Raw genomic sequence first — 14,710 nt, 5'->3', positions numbered from 1 at the left:
CCCCTGCAAGAGCAGGCACCCGCCCTTTCGCCACGCTTCCTGTCCGCCACGCCTGATCCTGCATTCCCCGCTCCCTGTTTCCCGCTTCCCGTTTCTCCTTTCCCAGAGGTCATCCCATGCTCCAGATGCAATCCGTCTCCAAGGTCTTCCGCACCGAGCAGGTCGAAACCCACGCGTTGCGTTCGCTCGACCTGCATGTGCGCGAGGGCGAGTTCGTCGCCGTCACCGGCCCGTCGGGCTCGGGCAAGACCACCTTCCTCAACATCGCCGGCCTGCTGGAGACCTTCACCAGCGGCCAGTACCTGCTCGACGGCCAGGACGTCAGCCACCTCGGCGACGACGCCCGCTCGCGCCTGCGCAACCAGAAGATCGGCTTCATCTTCCAGGGCTTCAACCTGATCCCCGACCTGAACCTGTTCGACAACGTCGACGTGCCGCTGCGCTACCGCGGCATGCCGTCGGCCGAGCGCCGCGAGCGCATCGAGAAGGCGCTGAGCAGCGTCGGCCTGGGCTCGCGCATGAAGCACTACCCGGCCGAACTGTCCGGCGGCCAGCAGCAGCGCGCGGCCATCGCCCGCGCCCTGGCCGGCAGCCCGCGCCTGCTGCTGGCCGACGAACCGACCGGCAACCTGGACACGCAGATGGCGCGCGGCGTCATGGAACTGCTGGAGGAAATCAATTCCCAGGGCACCACCATCGTCATGGTGACCCACGATCCGGAACTGGCCGCGCGCGCGCAGCGCAACGTGCACATCGTCGACGGCCAGGCCACCGACCTGCTGCGCGATCCGTCGCTGGGCCGTGGCGTGGCGGCCACCGAAGCGGCCACGCAGGACTGAGGAAAGGACATGCTGTCGCTGCTCCCGTACTACCTCGGACAGGGCCTGCGCAGTCTGCGCCGCACGCCGGTGCTCACCGGGCTGATGGTGCTGTCCATCGCCATGGGCATCGGCGCGGCGATGACGACCCTGACCGTGCGCCACCTGCTTTCCGGCGACCCGCTGCCCGGCCGCAGCCAGCACCTGTACTACCCGCAGCTGGATGCGATGCCGGGCGCGGAGCCGCGCACCAATCCGCCGGACATGCTGGACTACACCTCGGCCGTGGACCTGTGGCGCGCCGCCAAGGCCGACCGCCAGGCGCTGGTGGTGGACAGCCCGGTGAAGCTGCAGGCGCCGGAAAGCGGCGAGCCGGCGAGCATGACCACGATGCTTTCCACCACCGCCGACTTCTTCCCGATGTTCCAGGTGCCTATGGCCTGGGGCAGCGGCTGGTCGGCCGAGGACGATGAGCGCCGCGCGCGCGTGGCGGTGATTTCCTGGGACCTCAACCAGCACCTGTTCGGCGGCCAGGACAGCACCGGCAGGATGCTGCGCATCCGCGGCAGCGACGTGCGCATCGTCGGCGTGCTGGCGCCGTGGCGGCCCTCGCCGCAGTTCTACACGGTGGCCGGCGGCCGTTTCTCCCAGGGCGATACCGCGTCGTATTACGCCAAACCCGAGGACGTGATGGTGCCGTTCTTCACCGGCCTGCAGATCAACGCCGGCAATTTCCGCCAGTTCACCTGCTGGGGCCTGCCCGAGCGCCCGGGTTACCTGGAGAACGCGCCCTGCGTGTGGCTGCAGCTGTGGGTGCAGCTGGACAGCAGCGCCAAGGTGGCCGCCTACCGCCAGTTCATGGACGGCTACGTACGCCAGCAGCACGAGCTGGGCCGCATCCGCCAGACCGGCAACGCGCGCCTGCCCGGCCTGATGGAATGGCTGGACTACAACGGCGCGGTGCCGCGCGACGCGCGCCTGCAGGCGTGGCTGGCGCTGGCCTTCCTCGGCATCTGCCTGTTCAACACCGTCGGCCTGCTGCTGGCCAAGTTCCTGCGCCGCAGCGGCGAGATCGGCGTGCTGCGCGCGCTCGGCGCGACCCGCTCGATGGTGTTCATGCAGTGCCTGGTCGAAGCCGCGCTGATCGGCCTGGCCGGCGGCATCGCCGGTCTGGGCCTGACCCTGCTGGGCCTGTGGAACGTGCGCCAGCAACCGCTGGAATACGCCGACATGGTGCACCTGGACCTGTCGATGCTGGCCCTCACCTTCGTCCTGGCCGTGACCACCACGCTCGTCGCCGGCCTGCTGCCGGCGCTGCGCGCGAGCCGGATCGACCCCGCACTGCAGGTCAAGTCGCTGTGAACATGATCATGGACATCAAACCCATCCTGGCCACCCTGACGCGGCATCGCGTCTCGGCGCTGCTGATCACCCTGGAGATCGCCCTGGCCTGCGCGGTGCTGTGCAACGCGCTGTTCATGGCGATGGCGCGCATCGACCTGGTCGGCCTGGACAGCGGCGTGGACGAAGCCGCGCTGGCCACGCTGTCGCTGAACGACTGCGAAGGCTGCAACGCGGCCGACATCAACGGCCGCTGGCTGGACCTGCTGCGCCGCCAGCCCGGCGTGCAGGCCGCCGGCGTGGTCAACAGCGTGCCGTTCGCGCAGCGCGCCGGCGTCGCCGGCGTCACCCTGGATCAGGAGGGCAAGCGTTTCGGCGGCGTGCCGCACTTCTACACCTTCGACCCGGGCGCGATCCAGGCGCTGGAGCTGGTACCGGTGCAGGGCCGCGCCTTCAACGCCGCCGACTACCAGCCCATCGACAACTTCCTGCCGGCCAGCGCGCAGGTGTGGATCACCCGCGATTTCGCCGAGCACCTGTGGCCCGGCGAGAACCCGCTGGGCCAGGAGTTCTGGATGGCCAGTTCGCGCTTCAGCGTGGCCGGCATCGTCGAGCACTTCGCCGTGCCCAATCCCGGTCGCAGCGAGGGCGGCATCGTCGCGGCGCAGTGGTCGGTGATCGTGCCGGTGACCACCGACGCGCAGAGCGGCACCTACGTGGTGCGCGCCGATCCGCGCGACCTGCCCGGCATCGTCCGCAACGCGGTGGCCGCGGCGCCGACGCTGGTGCCCGAAGCGATCCTCAACCGCGAGTACAGCCGCCCCCTGGGCGAACTGCGCCAAGCCTACTTCACCCAGGACCGCGCCATGACCCGGCTGCTGCTGGGCGTCTGCCTGGCGATGCTGCTGGTCACCGCGCTGGGCATCGTCGGCCTGGCCAGCTTCTGGGTGCAGCAGCGCACCAAGCAGATCGGCATCCGCCGCGCGCTCGGCGCCACCCGGCGCCAGGTCGTGGGCTATTTCCAGACCGAGAACCTGCTGCTGAGCGGCGCCGGCATCGTGCTGGGCATGCTGCTGGCCTACGCCGGCAACCAGCTGCTGATGCATTACTTCGAGACCGCGCGGCTGCCGCTGTTCTATCTGCCGCTCGGCGCGATCGCCCTTTTCGCGCTGGGCCAGGCCGCCGTCATCGGCCCGGCGCTGCGCGCCGCCACCGTTCCGCCCATCGTCGCCACCCGCGGTCAGTGACCGCCCGCAAGGATCCGACCATGTTCGCCTACTACTTCAAACTGGCGCTGCGCAGCTTCCGTCGCAACAAGGTGCTCACCGCGCTGATGGTCCTGGCCATCGCGCTGGGCATCGGCGCGGCGATGACCACCCTGACCGTGTTCAAGGTGCTTTCCGGCGATCCCATCCCGCACAAGAGCGACCGCCTGTTCTACGTGCAGCTGGACCCCTATACCCGCGACGGCTACAAGCCCGGCGAGGAACCGGAGTGGCAGCTGACCCGCTTCGACGCCGAGGAACTGCTGCGGCAGAAGAAGGCGCCGCGGCAGGCGATGATGACCGGCGGCGGCGGCATCGTCGATCCGCGCATCGACGCGCTCAAGCCCTTCAGCGTCGGCGCGCGCTACACCTCGGCCGACTTCTTCCCGATGTTCGACACGCCGTTCCTGTACGGACAGGGCTGGAGCGGCGCCGAGGACACCGGCCACGCGCGGGTGGCGGTGATCAGCCGCACGCTCAACGAGAAGCTGTTCAAGGGCGCCAACAGCGTCGGCCGCGAGGTGCTGTTCGAAGGCCACCCCATGCGCGTGGTCGGCGTGCTCGACGCCTGGTCGCCGCGCCCGCAGTTCTACGACCTGTTCTCCGGCCGCTACGACCGCCAGGAAGAGGTGTTCGTGCCGTTCTCCACCTCGCGCGACCTGCAGCTGGACCGCAACGGCAACATGAACTGCTTCGGCCGCGAGATCGTCAACGATGCGACCGCACTGAACGTGCCCTGCGCCTGGGTGCAGTACTGGGTGGAGCTGGACTCGGCCGGCGACGCCGCCGCGTTCAAGGCCTACCTGGACAACTACTCCGACCAGCAGCGCGCCGCCGGTCGCTTCGAGCGCCCGGCCAATACCCGCCTGCGCAACGTGATGCAATGGCTGGACGAGCGCGGCGTGGTGCCCGGCGACGTGCGCCTGCAGATGTGGCTGGCGTTCGGCTTCCTGCTGGTGTGCCTGGTCAACACCGTCGGCCTGCTGCTGGCCAAGTTCCTGCGCCGCAGCGGCGAGATCGGCGTGCGCCGCGCGCTCGGCGCCAGCCGCATGGAGATCTTCAAGCAGTGCCTGGTCGAGGCCGGCACGATCGGCCTGGCCGGCGGCCTGCTCGGCCTGCTGTTCGCGCTCGGCGGGTTGTGGGCGGTACGCCAGCGCCCGGCCGAGTACGCGTCGCTGGCGCACCTGGACGGCTCGATGCTGCTGCTCACCTTCGCCATGGCCATCGCCGCCAGCCTGCTGGCCGGCATGCTGCCGGCGTGGCGGGCGATGCAGGTGACGCCGGCGCTGCAGCTCAAGAGCCAATAAAGCTGGAACAACTGGAGGAGTGGGAGCGGGCGAAACAACCGGCTCTCCGCTCACTTCCCACTCCTCGTTTTTTATTTCCGCTTCCGGAGAACCCCATGGAAATCCGCCCCATCCTCTCCACGCTGGCGCGCCACAAGATGGCGGCCGCGCTGATCGTGCTGGAGATCGCGCTGAGCTGCGCCATCATCTGCAACGCGCTGTTCATCGTCTCCCAGCGCCTGGAAACCCTGAACCTGGCCAGCGGCATCGACGACGACCGCCTGATCGAGATCGCCCTGAGCGGCATCGGCCAGCAGACCGACGCCGACGCGCGCAGCGCCGAGGACCTGGCCACGCTGCGCGCCATCCCCGGCGTGGAGCGCGCGGCCATCACCAACCAGCTGCCGTTCCAGAACGGCAGCTGGAACACCTCGCTCTCGCTCACCCCCGAACAGGAAGTGCCCACCCTCAACGCCACCCAGTACATGGTCAGCGAAGGCGCCCTGGCGACCATGGGCCTGAAGCTGGTCGCCGGCCGCGACTTCACCGCCGACGAATACAAGAGCAACGATGCCCTGCGCGAGATCGAGGACGTCAGCGGCATGAGCTCGGCGATCATCGTCAGCAAGCCGGCCGCCGACGCGATGTTCCCGCAAGGCGGCGCGGTCGGCAAAACCGTGTACATGGCCAACATCCCGCTGACCATCGTCGGCGTGGTCGACACCCTGCTGCGCCCGAACATGCAGAGCAACAACCGCACGTTCTCGGTGATCTTCCCGATCCGCATGAACTTCTCCAACGGCGGCCGCTACCTGGTCCGCGTCGCCGACCCGTCGCGCCGCGCCGAGGTGCTCGAGCAGGCGCTGGCCGCGCTGGACAGGAACGATCCCAACCGCCTGGTGTGGCGCAAGCTGACCTTCGAGGAAGGCCGCGCCAAGTATTTTGCCAACGACCGCGACATGATCGGCCTGCTGCTGATCGTCAGCGGCCTGCTGCTGCTGGTGACCGCGCTGGGCATCGTCGGCCTGGCCAGCTTCTGGGTGCAGCAGCGCACCAAGCAGATCGGCATCCGCCGCGCGCTCGGCGCGACCAAGGGCCAGATCCTGCGTTATTTCCTGACCGAGAACTTCCTGCTGGCCACGATCGGCATCGTCATCGGCATGCTGCTGGCCTACCTGCTGAACCAGTGGCTGATGGGGCGCTACGAACTGCCGCGCCTGCCGCTGCTGTACCTGCCGGTCGGCGCGGGCGCGCTGTGGCTGCTGGGCCAGCTCGCGGTGTTCGGCCCGGCGCGCCGCGCCGCGGCGATCCCGCCGGCCGTCGCCACCCGCAGCACCTGATCCCGGACCCTTGCCTGAAAGCCCCCTCTCCCGCCGGGAGAGGGGTCGGGGAGCGGGTACGCCGGAACCGATCCGGCCCGGCTCCCCGCCCTCATCCGGCGCTTCGCGCCATCTTCCGCCCCGCAGGCCGGTCCCGCGGGGAGAAGGAAACGGAAATCCTGGAGCCCCCATGCTCGGCTACTACCTGCAGCTCGCACTGCGCAGCTTCCGCCGCAACAAGGTGCTGACCGCGCTGATGGTGGTGACGATCGGCATCGGCATCGGCGCGGCGATGACCACGCTCACGCTGTACAAGGTGCTGTCCGGCGACCCGATCCCGGACCGCAGCGCGCGCCTGTTCTACCCGCGGCTGGAGCCGCGCACGCTCGGCCGCGATACCAGCCTGGACGCCGAACCGATGGAGCAGCTGACCCGCTTCGATGCCGAGGAACTGCTGCGGCAGAAGCGCGGGAAGCGCCAGGCGCTGATGAGCGCCGGGTCCGTGACGATCCTGCCCGAAGGTACCGCCGCGCAGCCGTTCCGCGCGCAATCGCGCTACGCCTCGGCCGATTTCTTCGCCATGTTCGACGCGCCGCTGCGCGCAGGGCATGCCTGGAACGCGGACGACGACGCGGCGCGCGCGCGCGTGGCGGTGATCGGCGCCAAGCTGGCCGGGAAGCTGTTCGGCGACGCCGACCCGATCGGGCGCGAGATCCGCCTGACGCAGGGCACGCTGCGCGTCATCGGGGTGATGGACGAATGGAATCTCAACCCGCGCTTCTACGACCTGAGCAACCGCCGCTTCGGCGGCGGCGAACAGGTGTTCCTGCCGTTCTCCACCTCGCGCGACATGCGCCTGCCCATCCAGGGCAGCATGACCTGCTGGGGCAGCAGCAACGGCGACCCGGAAGGCGCGCGCGGCCTCAACGCGCCCTGCACCTGGCTGCAGTACTGGGTGGAACTGGAATCGCCGGAGCAGGCGGCCGACTACCGCAAGTACCTGGCCGACTATTCGGACCAGCAGCGCGTCGCCGGCCGCTTCGAACGCCCGACCAACGTGCGCCTGGACGACGTGATGGGCTGGCTCGACTACAACCGCGTGGTGCCCAACGACGTGCGCATGCAGATGTGGCTGGCGTTCGGCTTCCTGCTGGTGTGCCTAGTCAACACCGTCGGCCTGCTGCTGGCCAAGTTCCTGCGCCGCAGCGGCGAGATCGGCGTGCGCCGTGCGCTCGGCGCCGCGCGCGGCGACATCTTCCGGCAATGCCTGACCGAGGCCGGCGCGATCGGCCTGGCCGGCGGCCTGCTCGGCCTCGGCTTCGCCGCGCTCGGGCTGTGGCTGATCCGCCAGCAGCCGGACGACTATGCGCGCCTGGCGCAGCTGGACATCGGCACGCTGCTGCTGACCTTCGCGCTGGCCCTGCTGGCCAGCCTGCTGGCCGGCCTGCTGCCGGCCTGGCGGGCGATGCAGGTACCGCCGGCATTGCAGCTCAAGAGCCAGTAAGGAGACAAATGCCATGGAAATCCGCCCCATCCTCTCCGTCCTGATGCGGCACAGGACCGCCGCGGCGCTGATCGTGCTGGAGATCGCGCTGAGCTGCGCGATCATCTGCAACGCGGTCTTCGTCATCGGCTACCGCACCGACGAGATGCGCCGCGACAGCGGCATCGCCGAGGACGAGCTGGTCTACATCAGCGCCAGCAGCCTGCAGCCGGACCGCAACCGCGACGCGATGCGGCGCGAGGACACCGCCGCCCTGGCCGCGGTACCCGGGGTCAAGTCGGTCACCAGCGTCAATCAGCTGCCCTACGGCGACAACGTCTGGGCGTCGGGCATCAACCTGCGCCCGGGCCAGGCCGACGCCGTGGTCACCGCGTCCAACTACATGGACGATGGCCGGCTGCTGCCCACCCTGGGCCTGCGCGTGGTCGAGGGCCGCGGCTTCAACCCCGACGAATACCAGGACCATGACGCGCTGGAAGCCGACGGCACCCCGCCGCAGGTACCCGCGGTGCTGCTCAGCCGCCCGCTGGCCGCGCGGCTGTTCCCGGGCAGGAGCGCGGTCGGCCAGGACATCTACGTCTGGGGCGACCAGCCCAGCCGCGTGGTCGGCGTGGTCGACCGGCTGATCGCGCCGGGACGCGGCCGTACCTTCGAGGACAGTTTCCACACCATGATCTTCCCGCTGTGGGTGTCCAACGGCAGCTACGTGCTGCGCACCGACCCGGAGCGCCGCGACGAAGTGCTCAAGGCCGCCGTGGCCGCGCTCGTCCGCGCCGATCCGAACCGCATCGTCGACCAGCAGAACACGGTGAGCGCGATGCGCCGCGACTTCTACAGCCGCGACCGCGCGGTGATCTGGCTGCTGGTGAGCGTCTGCGTGGCGCTGCTGGCGGTGACCGCCTTCGGCATCGTCGGCCTGGCCAGCTTCTGGGTGCAGCAGCGCACCCGCCAGATCGGCATCCGCCGCGCGCTCGGCGCCACCCGCGCGCAGATCCTGCGCTACTTCCAGGTGGAAAACCTGCTGCTCACCACCACCGGCATCGTGCTCGGCGTGCTGCTGGCCTATGCCCTGAACCTGACCCTGATGCGCCAGTACGAGCTGCCGCGCCTGCCGCTGGCCTACCTCCCGGCCAGCGCGCTGCTGCTGTGGCTGCTGGGCCAGATCGCCGTATTCGGCCCGGCGCGGCGCGCGGCCGCGATCCCGCCGGCCGTCGCCACCCGCAGCGCCTGAAGGCGCAGGAGAGACACCATGAAATCCGCCATCCGCCTGCTGCCCCTGCTGCCCCTGCTGCTGATCCTGCCCGTCGCCGCCGCATCGGCCGACGACGGCCTGACCACCACCATCGCCGCGCTCGACCACGCGGTGTTCGACAGCTTCAACCGCTGCCAGGACCCCGCCCAGCTCGAGAAGCACGCCGGCTATTTCGACCCGGCGGTCGAGTTCTACCACGACACCGGCGGCGTCACCTGGACCCGCGAGGCGATGCTGGACAACACCCGCCGGTACGCCTGCGGCCACTACACCCGCGAACTGGTGCCCGGCAGCCTGCAGGTATTCCCGGTCAAGGACTTCGGCGCCATCGCCCAGGGCAGCCACCGCTTCTGCGACACCGCCAGCGGCAAGTGCGAGGGACTGGCCGACTTCGTCATGCTCTGGCGCCTGCACGACGGCCAGTGGTCCATCACCCGCGTGCTGAGCTACGGGCACCGCGCGGCACACCCTCCGGCGGCGCAGCCGTGAACTACACGCTGGAACTGGGCCTGAAGGGGCTGCGCCGGCACCCGCGCACGATGCTGCTGGCGGTGTTCACGATGGCGCTGGGCCTGGCTGCGACGATGACCATGCTGACCCTGCTGGCGATGCTCTCGGCCGATCCGCTGCCGGGCCAGAGCCGCAACCTGTACCTGGCCTGGGTGGACTCGCGGCAGGCGCCCAGCGCCGGCGACAAGCTCGACGACGAGAGCAGCGCACCGCCGCGGCTGTTGAAACTGTCCGACGTGCAGGCGCTTGCCGCCGCCATGCCGCAGGCGCGGCAGACGGCGCTGGTACCCACCTCGCTGTCGCTCGACAACGAGGACGGCAGCACACAGGCTTCGGTGCGCGCGCTCCTCGCCACCGGGCCAATGCCGTCGATGTTCGCGGTGCCGCTGCAGCACGGCCGCTACTGGACCGCGCAGGAGGAACGCGAACATGCCCCGGTGGCGATCATCGACCGTGAAACCAGCCTGAAACTGCTCGGCACCGCCAATGGCGCCGGCCAGAACATACGCATCGGCAAAACGCTGTTCCAGGTCATCGGCATCAGCGGCCACTGGAACCCGCAGCCGCACTTCTACGCGCTGCAGGGCAACGAGAGCGCATGGGGCAAACAGTTCGCCGTGCGTGCCTATCTGCCGCTGGAAAGCGCGCTGGACGCCGGGGTGACGCCGGCGAGCAGCCAGGACTGCGACCGCGGCACACATGGCGGCTTCCGCTTCAACGAACTCGACGTCGGCGCCTGTCGCTTCCTGCAACTGTGGGCCGAACTGACCACGCCCGGGGCGGTGCGCGCGTTCAACGACCTGCTGGATGGCTACGGCCGCCAGCGCCATGCCGAAGGCGTCTTCGTGCGGCCCCCGCAGTCGCGGCTGTACAGCGTGCGGCAATGGCTCGCCGCCAACCGCGCGGTGCCGGCCAGCGTGCACCTGAACCTGTGGCTGGCGGTAGGCCTGCTCGGCCTGTGCATGGTCAACGTCGCCGGGCTGCTGGCCGCGCGCTTCCTGCGCCGCGGCACGGAACTGGGCGTGCGACGCGTGCTCGGCGCGTCGCGCCGCGACATCGTCCTGCAATGCCTGGCCGAGGCTGGCATCGCCGGGTTGGCCGGCGGCCTGCTGGCATTGCCGCTGACCCTGTTCGGGCTGTGGGTGGTGCGCCTGCAGGACCGCGGCTACACCGAGCTCGCTCATTTGAACCCGCTGCTGTTCCTCGCCCTGCTCGGGCTGGCGGTGCTGGCCGGCCTGCTGGTGGGCGCGCTGCCGGCATGGCGGGCGACACGGATCGAACCGGCGCTGCAAGTGAAGAGCCTCTGACGGGAATGACCATGGGAACCGCCTTCACCCTGCCTGCCATCGGCCCGATCGTCTCGGGGCTGCGCCGCCATCGGCTGATGCCGCTGCTGGTCATCGCCCAGATCGCCCTGGCCTGCGCCATCCTGACCAACGCCCTGTTCCTGCTGCAACGGCAGCTGGCGCCGCTGCTGGTTGACGATGGCATCGTCCGCAACGAGGTCCTGCTGGTGGACCAGCTGATCCTGGGCAAGGGGCGCTGGAGCACCGCCGAAGTGCAGGCCACCCGCGAAGCCCTGCGCGCGCTTCCCGGCGTGCGCGCGGTCGCGCCGACCACCGGCGTGCCGATGCGTCAGGTGATGACCTTCGAATTGCCGGTGAAAAGCCAGGCCGGCGTCGCGGTAGCCGCCACCGGCTATGCCGGCGACGGGCTGGTGCAGGCACTGGGCCTTGAGATCGTGCAGGGCCGGGATTTCAGCGACGAAGAGTACGCCACCACCGGCGCGCTGTTCGGCGATGGCAACCGCAACAACACCGTGCCGGTGGTGATCACCGAAGCGCTGGCCCGGCACCTGTTCCCCGATGGCGGCGCGCTCGGTGGCCGGCTGGGCGGCGACGAAGGCCCCGACGACGACAGCTACTACGTGGTAGTCGGCACCGTCCGCCACCTGCTGCGCTACCAGCTCGGCGAACTGGACGATGGCCAGGCCGAGTATTCGATGCTCTACCCGGCACGCAAGTTCGACAACCTGCCGGTCATGTCCTACGTGGTGCGCACCGATCCCCAGCGCCGGGACGAAGTGGCCAAGGCCATCCCCGCGCTGCTGGCACGCCAGTTCGGCGGGCGTCTGATGCGCGGCGTGCCGCCCGCCATCGTCGACTACGAAAGCCAGCGGCGCGACGCTTTCGCGCAACGGCGTGCGGCCGTCTGGCTGCTCGGCACCGTCTGCGTGGTGGTCACGCTGATCACCGTGATCGGCATCGCCAGCCTCAGCGGTTACTGGATCGAGCAACGTACCCGGCAGATCGGTATCCGCCGCGCGCTGGGCGCTACCCGCCGGCAGATCCTGGGCCATTTCCGCTGGGAAAACCTGCTGCTGACCTGCGCCGGTCTGGCGCTCGGGCTGCCGCTGGCGCTGGCGATCAACCAGCTGCTGATGCACTACCACGAACTGCCGCGCCTGCCGCTGCAATGGCTGCCGATCGGTGCGGCGGCGTTGCTGCTCACCGGCCAGCTCGCGGTGTTCGGCCCGGCCCACCGCGCGGCGGCGATTCCCCCGGCCGTGGCCACGCGCAGCGCATGATGCAGGAAGACGCCCGCGATGCATCTTTCCAGATGGCATCCGCCACCTGCGGATACAACGCGCAGCGTGTAAGGTCTGCGCTTCCCTTTCCCTCCCGCTTGCCCGAACCGTGATGCCGCAGATTCTGATCATCGACGACAACGCCGCCGTGGCCACCGCGCTGGACGTGCTGTTCTCGCTGCACGACATCGAGACGCGCCATGCGTGCTCGCCCGCGCAGGGGCTGGCGATGCTCGCCGAACAGGAGTTCGACCTGGTGATCCAGGACATGAACTTCACCGCCGACACCACCTCCGGCGAGGAAGGCCAGGTGCTGTTCCGGCAGATCCGCGACAACTGGCCGGACCTGCCGGTGATCCTGCTCACCGCCTGGACCCACCTGGACAGCGCGGTGGAGCTGGTGAAGGCCGGCGCCGCCGACTACCTGGCCAAGCCGTGGGACGACGGGCGCCTGCTGACCACGGTCAACAACCTGCTGGAACTGGCTGAGACCCGCCGCGAACTGAGCCGCCGCCGCCAGCGCGAACTGAAGCAGCGGCAGAGCCTGCACGAGCGCTACGACCTGGCCGGCGTGGTGTTCGCCGACCCCGCCAGCGAGCGCGTCATCAGCCTGGCCTGCCAGGTCGCGCGTTCGGACCTGCCGGTGCTGATCACCGGCCCCAACGGCGCCGGCAAGGAGAAGATCGCCGAGATCATCCAGGCCAACTCCGGCAAGCGCGGCGGCCCGTTCGTCGCGCTCAACTGCGGCGCGATTCCCGCCGAGCTGATCGAGGCCGAGCTGTTCGGCGCCGAGGCCGGCGCTTATACCGGCGCCAACAAGGCGCGCGAAGGCAAGTTCGAGGCGGCCGATGGCGGCACCCTGTTCCTGGACGAGATCGGCAACCTGTCGCTGACCGGGCAGATGAAGCTGCTGCGCGTGCTGGAGACCGGCCGCTTCGAGCGCCTGGGCTCCAACCGCGAGCGCCAGGTGAAGGTGCGCGTGGTCAGCGCCACCAACGCCGACCTGCCGGCGATGATTCGCGACGGCAGCTTCCGCGAGGATCTCTATTACCGCCTCAATACGGTGGAACTGACCCTGCCGGCGCTGGCCGAGCGCCGCGAGGACATCCTGCCGCTGGCACGCCACTTCCTCGGCAACGAGGGCAAGCCGCTGTCGCCACAGGCCGCACAGGCGCTGCAGCGGCACACCTGGCCGGGCAACGTGCGCGAGCTGCGCAACGTGATCCAGCGCGCCAGCCTGCTCGCGCAGGGGCCGCGCATCGAAGCGGCCGACCTCAACCTGCCGCGCGCGCCGCAGCGTCCCGCAGCGCCGGCCGACGAACCGGACCGCGCGCGGATCGTCTCCGCGCTGGAACGCGCCGGCGGCGTCATCGCCCAGGCCGCGGCCGACCTCGGCCTGAGCCGGCAGGCGCTGTACCGGCGCATGGACCGCCACGGCATCCCGCGCGAATGAAACGGCCATGCTGAAGACACGCTCCTTCACCTTCCAGTTGTTCCTGCGCCTGCTGCCGGTGCTGGGGCTGGCCGCGGCCTTGCCGTGGCTGCTGGCCTACTGGATGGATCGCGGCTGGGTGGTCGCCCTGGTTTCGACGGTCCTGCTGCTGGTACTGATGTGGTGGACGCTGCGCCGCGCCACCGCGCCGATCCGCTCGCTGCTGCGCTCGCTGGCCGGCATCACCAGCAGCTACCGCGACGGCGAGTACAACTTCGGCGTGCACTGGCGCGGCAAAGACGAACTGGCGCAGCTGGTGAAGGCGCACGCCGAACTCGGCGACGTGCTGCGCGAGCAGCGCCAGTCGCTGGTGCAGCGCGAACTGCTGCTGGACACCATGGTGCAGAACACGCCGGTGGCGATGCTGCTGCTGGCCGACGGCGGCGACGGCGTCCAGCGCGTGGCGTTCTCCAACGTTTCCGCGCGCAAGCTGCTGCACGGCGGCTGGAAGCTGGAAGGCAAGCGCATGCACGAACTGCTGGAGAACATGCCGGTGGAACTGCGCAACGCCATCGCCCGCGGCGGCGACAGCCTGTTCGCGGTGCGCGAGGCCGACGGCGACGAGGACGACGAGCAGATCTACCACCTGTCCCGGCGCAGCTTCCACCTCAACGGCCGCGCACACGACCTGCTGCTGCTGCGCCTGCTGACCGCCGAACTGCGCCGGCAGGAAGTGCAGACCTGGAAGAAGGTCATCCGCGTCATCAGCCACGAGCTCAACAACTCGCTGGCGCCGATCGCCTCGCTGGCGCATTCGGGCGCCGAACTGGTGCGGCGCGGCCGCACCGACCGGCTGGAGGACATCTTCGGCACGGTCGAGGAACGCGCGCGTCACCTGGAAGGCTTCATCCGCGGCTACGCGCGCTTCGCCAAGCTGCCGCAGCCACAGCTGCAGACCATCGTCTGGGCGCCGTTCCTCGGCGGCCTGCAGCAGCAGATCCCGTTCCGCATGGTGCCGCCGCCCGAGGACCTGTGCAGCCGCATCGATCCGGCGCAGTTCTCGCAGGCGCTGCTCAACCTGCTCAAAAACGCGCATGAGGCCAGTACCGACAACGGCGTGACAGACGACGCGGTGGAAGTCCGGCTGGCGCGCCTGCCGCACTGGCTGCGCATCGAGGTGCTGGACCGCGGCGGCGGCATGAACGAGGCGGTGCTGCAGAACGCGCTGATGCCGTTCTATTCGACCAAACGCAACGGCACCGGGCTGGGCCTGGCGCTCACCCGCGAGATCGTCGAGGCGCACGACGGCCGCATCTCGCTGCAGAACCGCAACGACGGCGGCCTGTGCGTGACCATCCTGCTGCCGGCCGGCAACTGACCCAGGGCATAAGCGCGC

12 protein-coding genes and 1 pseudogene are annotated in these 14,710 nt (G+C 69.7%); all 13 read left to right on the top strand.

Going from position 1 to position 14,710, the window contains the following annotated elements; all coding sequences use genetic code 11:
• Positions 1-116 precede the first annotated feature (116 nt).
• The 13 genes and pseudogenes from CQ393_RS08875 to CQ393_RS08820 all read left to right on the top strand — a co-directional run bounded on the left by CQ393_RS08875 (position 117) and on the right by CQ393_RS08820 (position 14,692).
• A complete protein-coding gene (locus CQ393_RS08875; RefSeq protein ID WP_153191192.1) occupies positions 117-839 on the top strand; it encodes an ABC transporter ATP-binding protein in 723 nt (240 codons plus the stop codon).
• A gap of 18 nt (positions 840-857) precedes the next feature.
• Positions 858-2,180, top strand: a complete 1,323-nt coding sequence (locus tag CQ393_RS08870) for an ABC transporter permease (protein ID WP_153191220.1) — start codon at positions 858-860, stop codon at positions 2,178-2,180.
• An 8-nt stretch (positions 2,181-2,188) separates the two neighbouring features.
• Entirely contained in the window at positions 2,189-3,406 is a 1,218-nt protein-coding gene (locus CQ393_RS08865) for an FtsX-like permease family protein (RefSeq protein WP_153191191.1), read from the top strand.
• A 20-nt stretch (positions 3,407-3,426) separates the two neighbouring features.
• Complete coding sequence (locus tag CQ393_RS08860) at positions 3,427-4,731, top strand: ABC transporter permease (RefSeq protein ID WP_153191190.1); 1,305 nt, start codon at positions 3,427-3,429, stop codon at positions 4,729-4,731.
• 95 nt (positions 4,732-4,826) lie between these two features.
• Positions 4,827-6,050 carry an FtsX-like permease family protein gene (locus CQ393_RS08855; RefSeq protein ID WP_153191189.1) on the top strand — a complete coding sequence of 408 codons (1,224 nt, stop codon included), beginning with the start codon at positions 4,827-4,829 and terminating at the stop codon, positions 6,048-6,050.
• Positions 6,051-6,219: 169 nt separating this feature from the next.
• Complete coding sequence (locus CQ393_RS08850) at positions 6,220-7,533, top strand: ABC transporter permease (protein ID WP_153191188.1); 1,314 nt, start codon at positions 6,220-6,222, stop codon at positions 7,531-7,533.
• Positions 7,534-7,546: 13 nt separating this feature from the next.
• Positions 7,547-8,764, top strand: a complete 1,218-nt coding sequence (locus tag CQ393_RS08845; RefSeq protein WP_153191187.1) for an FtsX-like permease family protein — start codon at positions 7,547-7,549, stop codon at positions 8,762-8,764.
• Positions 8,765-8,782: 18 nt separating this feature from the next.
• Entirely contained in the window at positions 8,783-9,274 is a 492-nt protein-coding gene (locus CQ393_RS08840) for a nuclear transport factor 2 family protein (protein WP_153191186.1), read from the top strand.
• Complete coding sequence (locus CQ393_RS08835) at positions 9,271-10,602, top strand: ABC transporter permease (RefSeq protein ID WP_343199902.1); 1,332 nt, start codon at positions 9,271-9,273, stop codon at positions 10,600-10,602. The genes CQ393_RS08840 and CQ393_RS08835 overlap by 4 nt, the downstream gene beginning before the upstream one ends.
• Before the next feature lie 11 nt (positions 10,603-10,613).
• A complete protein-coding gene (locus tag CQ393_RS08830; protein ID WP_153191185.1) occupies positions 10,614-11,882 on the top strand; it encodes an FtsX-like permease family protein in 1,269 nt (422 codons plus the stop codon).
• A 112-nt stretch (positions 11,883-11,994) separates the two neighbouring features.
• Positions 11,995-12,909: pseudogene (locus CQ393_RS08825) on the top strand (sigma 54-interacting transcriptional regulator); the annotation flags it as partial.
• Positions 12,910-13,070: 161 nt separating this feature from the next.
• Positions 13,071-13,349 carry a hypothetical protein gene (locus CQ393_RS18360; protein WP_265588084.1) on the top strand — a complete coding sequence of 93 codons (279 nt, stop codon included), beginning with the start codon at positions 13,071-13,073 and terminating at the stop codon, positions 13,347-13,349.
• Positions 13,346-14,692 carry a HAMP domain-containing sensor histidine kinase gene (locus CQ393_RS08820; RefSeq protein ID WP_153191218.1) on the top strand — a complete coding sequence of 449 codons (1,347 nt, stop codon included), beginning with the start codon at positions 13,346-13,348 and terminating at the stop codon, positions 14,690-14,692. Before CQ393_RS18360 ends, CQ393_RS08820 begins: the two co-directional genes overlap by 4 nt.
• Positions 14,693-14,710 lie beyond the last annotated feature (18 nt).

Origin of the sequence: Stenotrophomonas sp. MYb238 (assembly GCF_009496535.1) — a bacterium.
Lineage (GTDB): Bacteria > Pseudomonadota > Gammaproteobacteria > Xanthomonadales > Xanthomonadaceae > Stenotrophomonas.
This window is presented reverse-complemented; position numbering and strand designations above follow the sequence as displayed.

Bases quoted from the DNA above. Each gene is read 5' to 3' on its own strand.
- CQ393_RS08875 (WP_153191192.1), top strand. From the start codon at position 117: ATGCTCCAGATGCAATCCGTCTCCAAGGTCTTCCGCACCGAGCAGGTC.
- CQ393_RS08865 (WP_153191191.1), top strand. From the start codon at position 2,189: ATGGACATCAAACCCATCCTGGCCACCCTGACGCGGCATCGCGTCTCG.
- CQ393_RS08860 (WP_153191190.1), top strand. From the start codon at position 3,427: ATGTTCGCCTACTACTTCAAACTGGCGCTGCGCAGCTTCCGTCGCAAC.
- CQ393_RS08855 (WP_153191189.1), top strand. From the start codon at position 4,827: ATGGAAATCCGCCCCATCCTCTCCACGCTGGCGCGCCACAAGATGGCG.
- CQ393_RS08850 (WP_153191188.1), top strand. From the start codon at position 6,220: ATGCTCGGCTACTACCTGCAGCTCGCACTGCGCAGCTTCCGCCGCAAC.
- CQ393_RS08845 (WP_153191187.1), top strand. From the start codon at position 7,547: ATGGAAATCCGCCCCATCCTCTCCGTCCTGATGCGGCACAGGACCGCC.
- CQ393_RS08840 (WP_153191186.1), top strand. From the start codon at position 8,783: ATGAAATCCGCCATCCGCCTGCTGCCCCTGCTGCCCCTGCTGCTGATC.
- CQ393_RS08830 (WP_153191185.1), top strand. From the start codon at position 10,614: ATGGGAACCGCCTTCACCCTGCCTGCCATCGGCCCGATCGTCTCGGGG.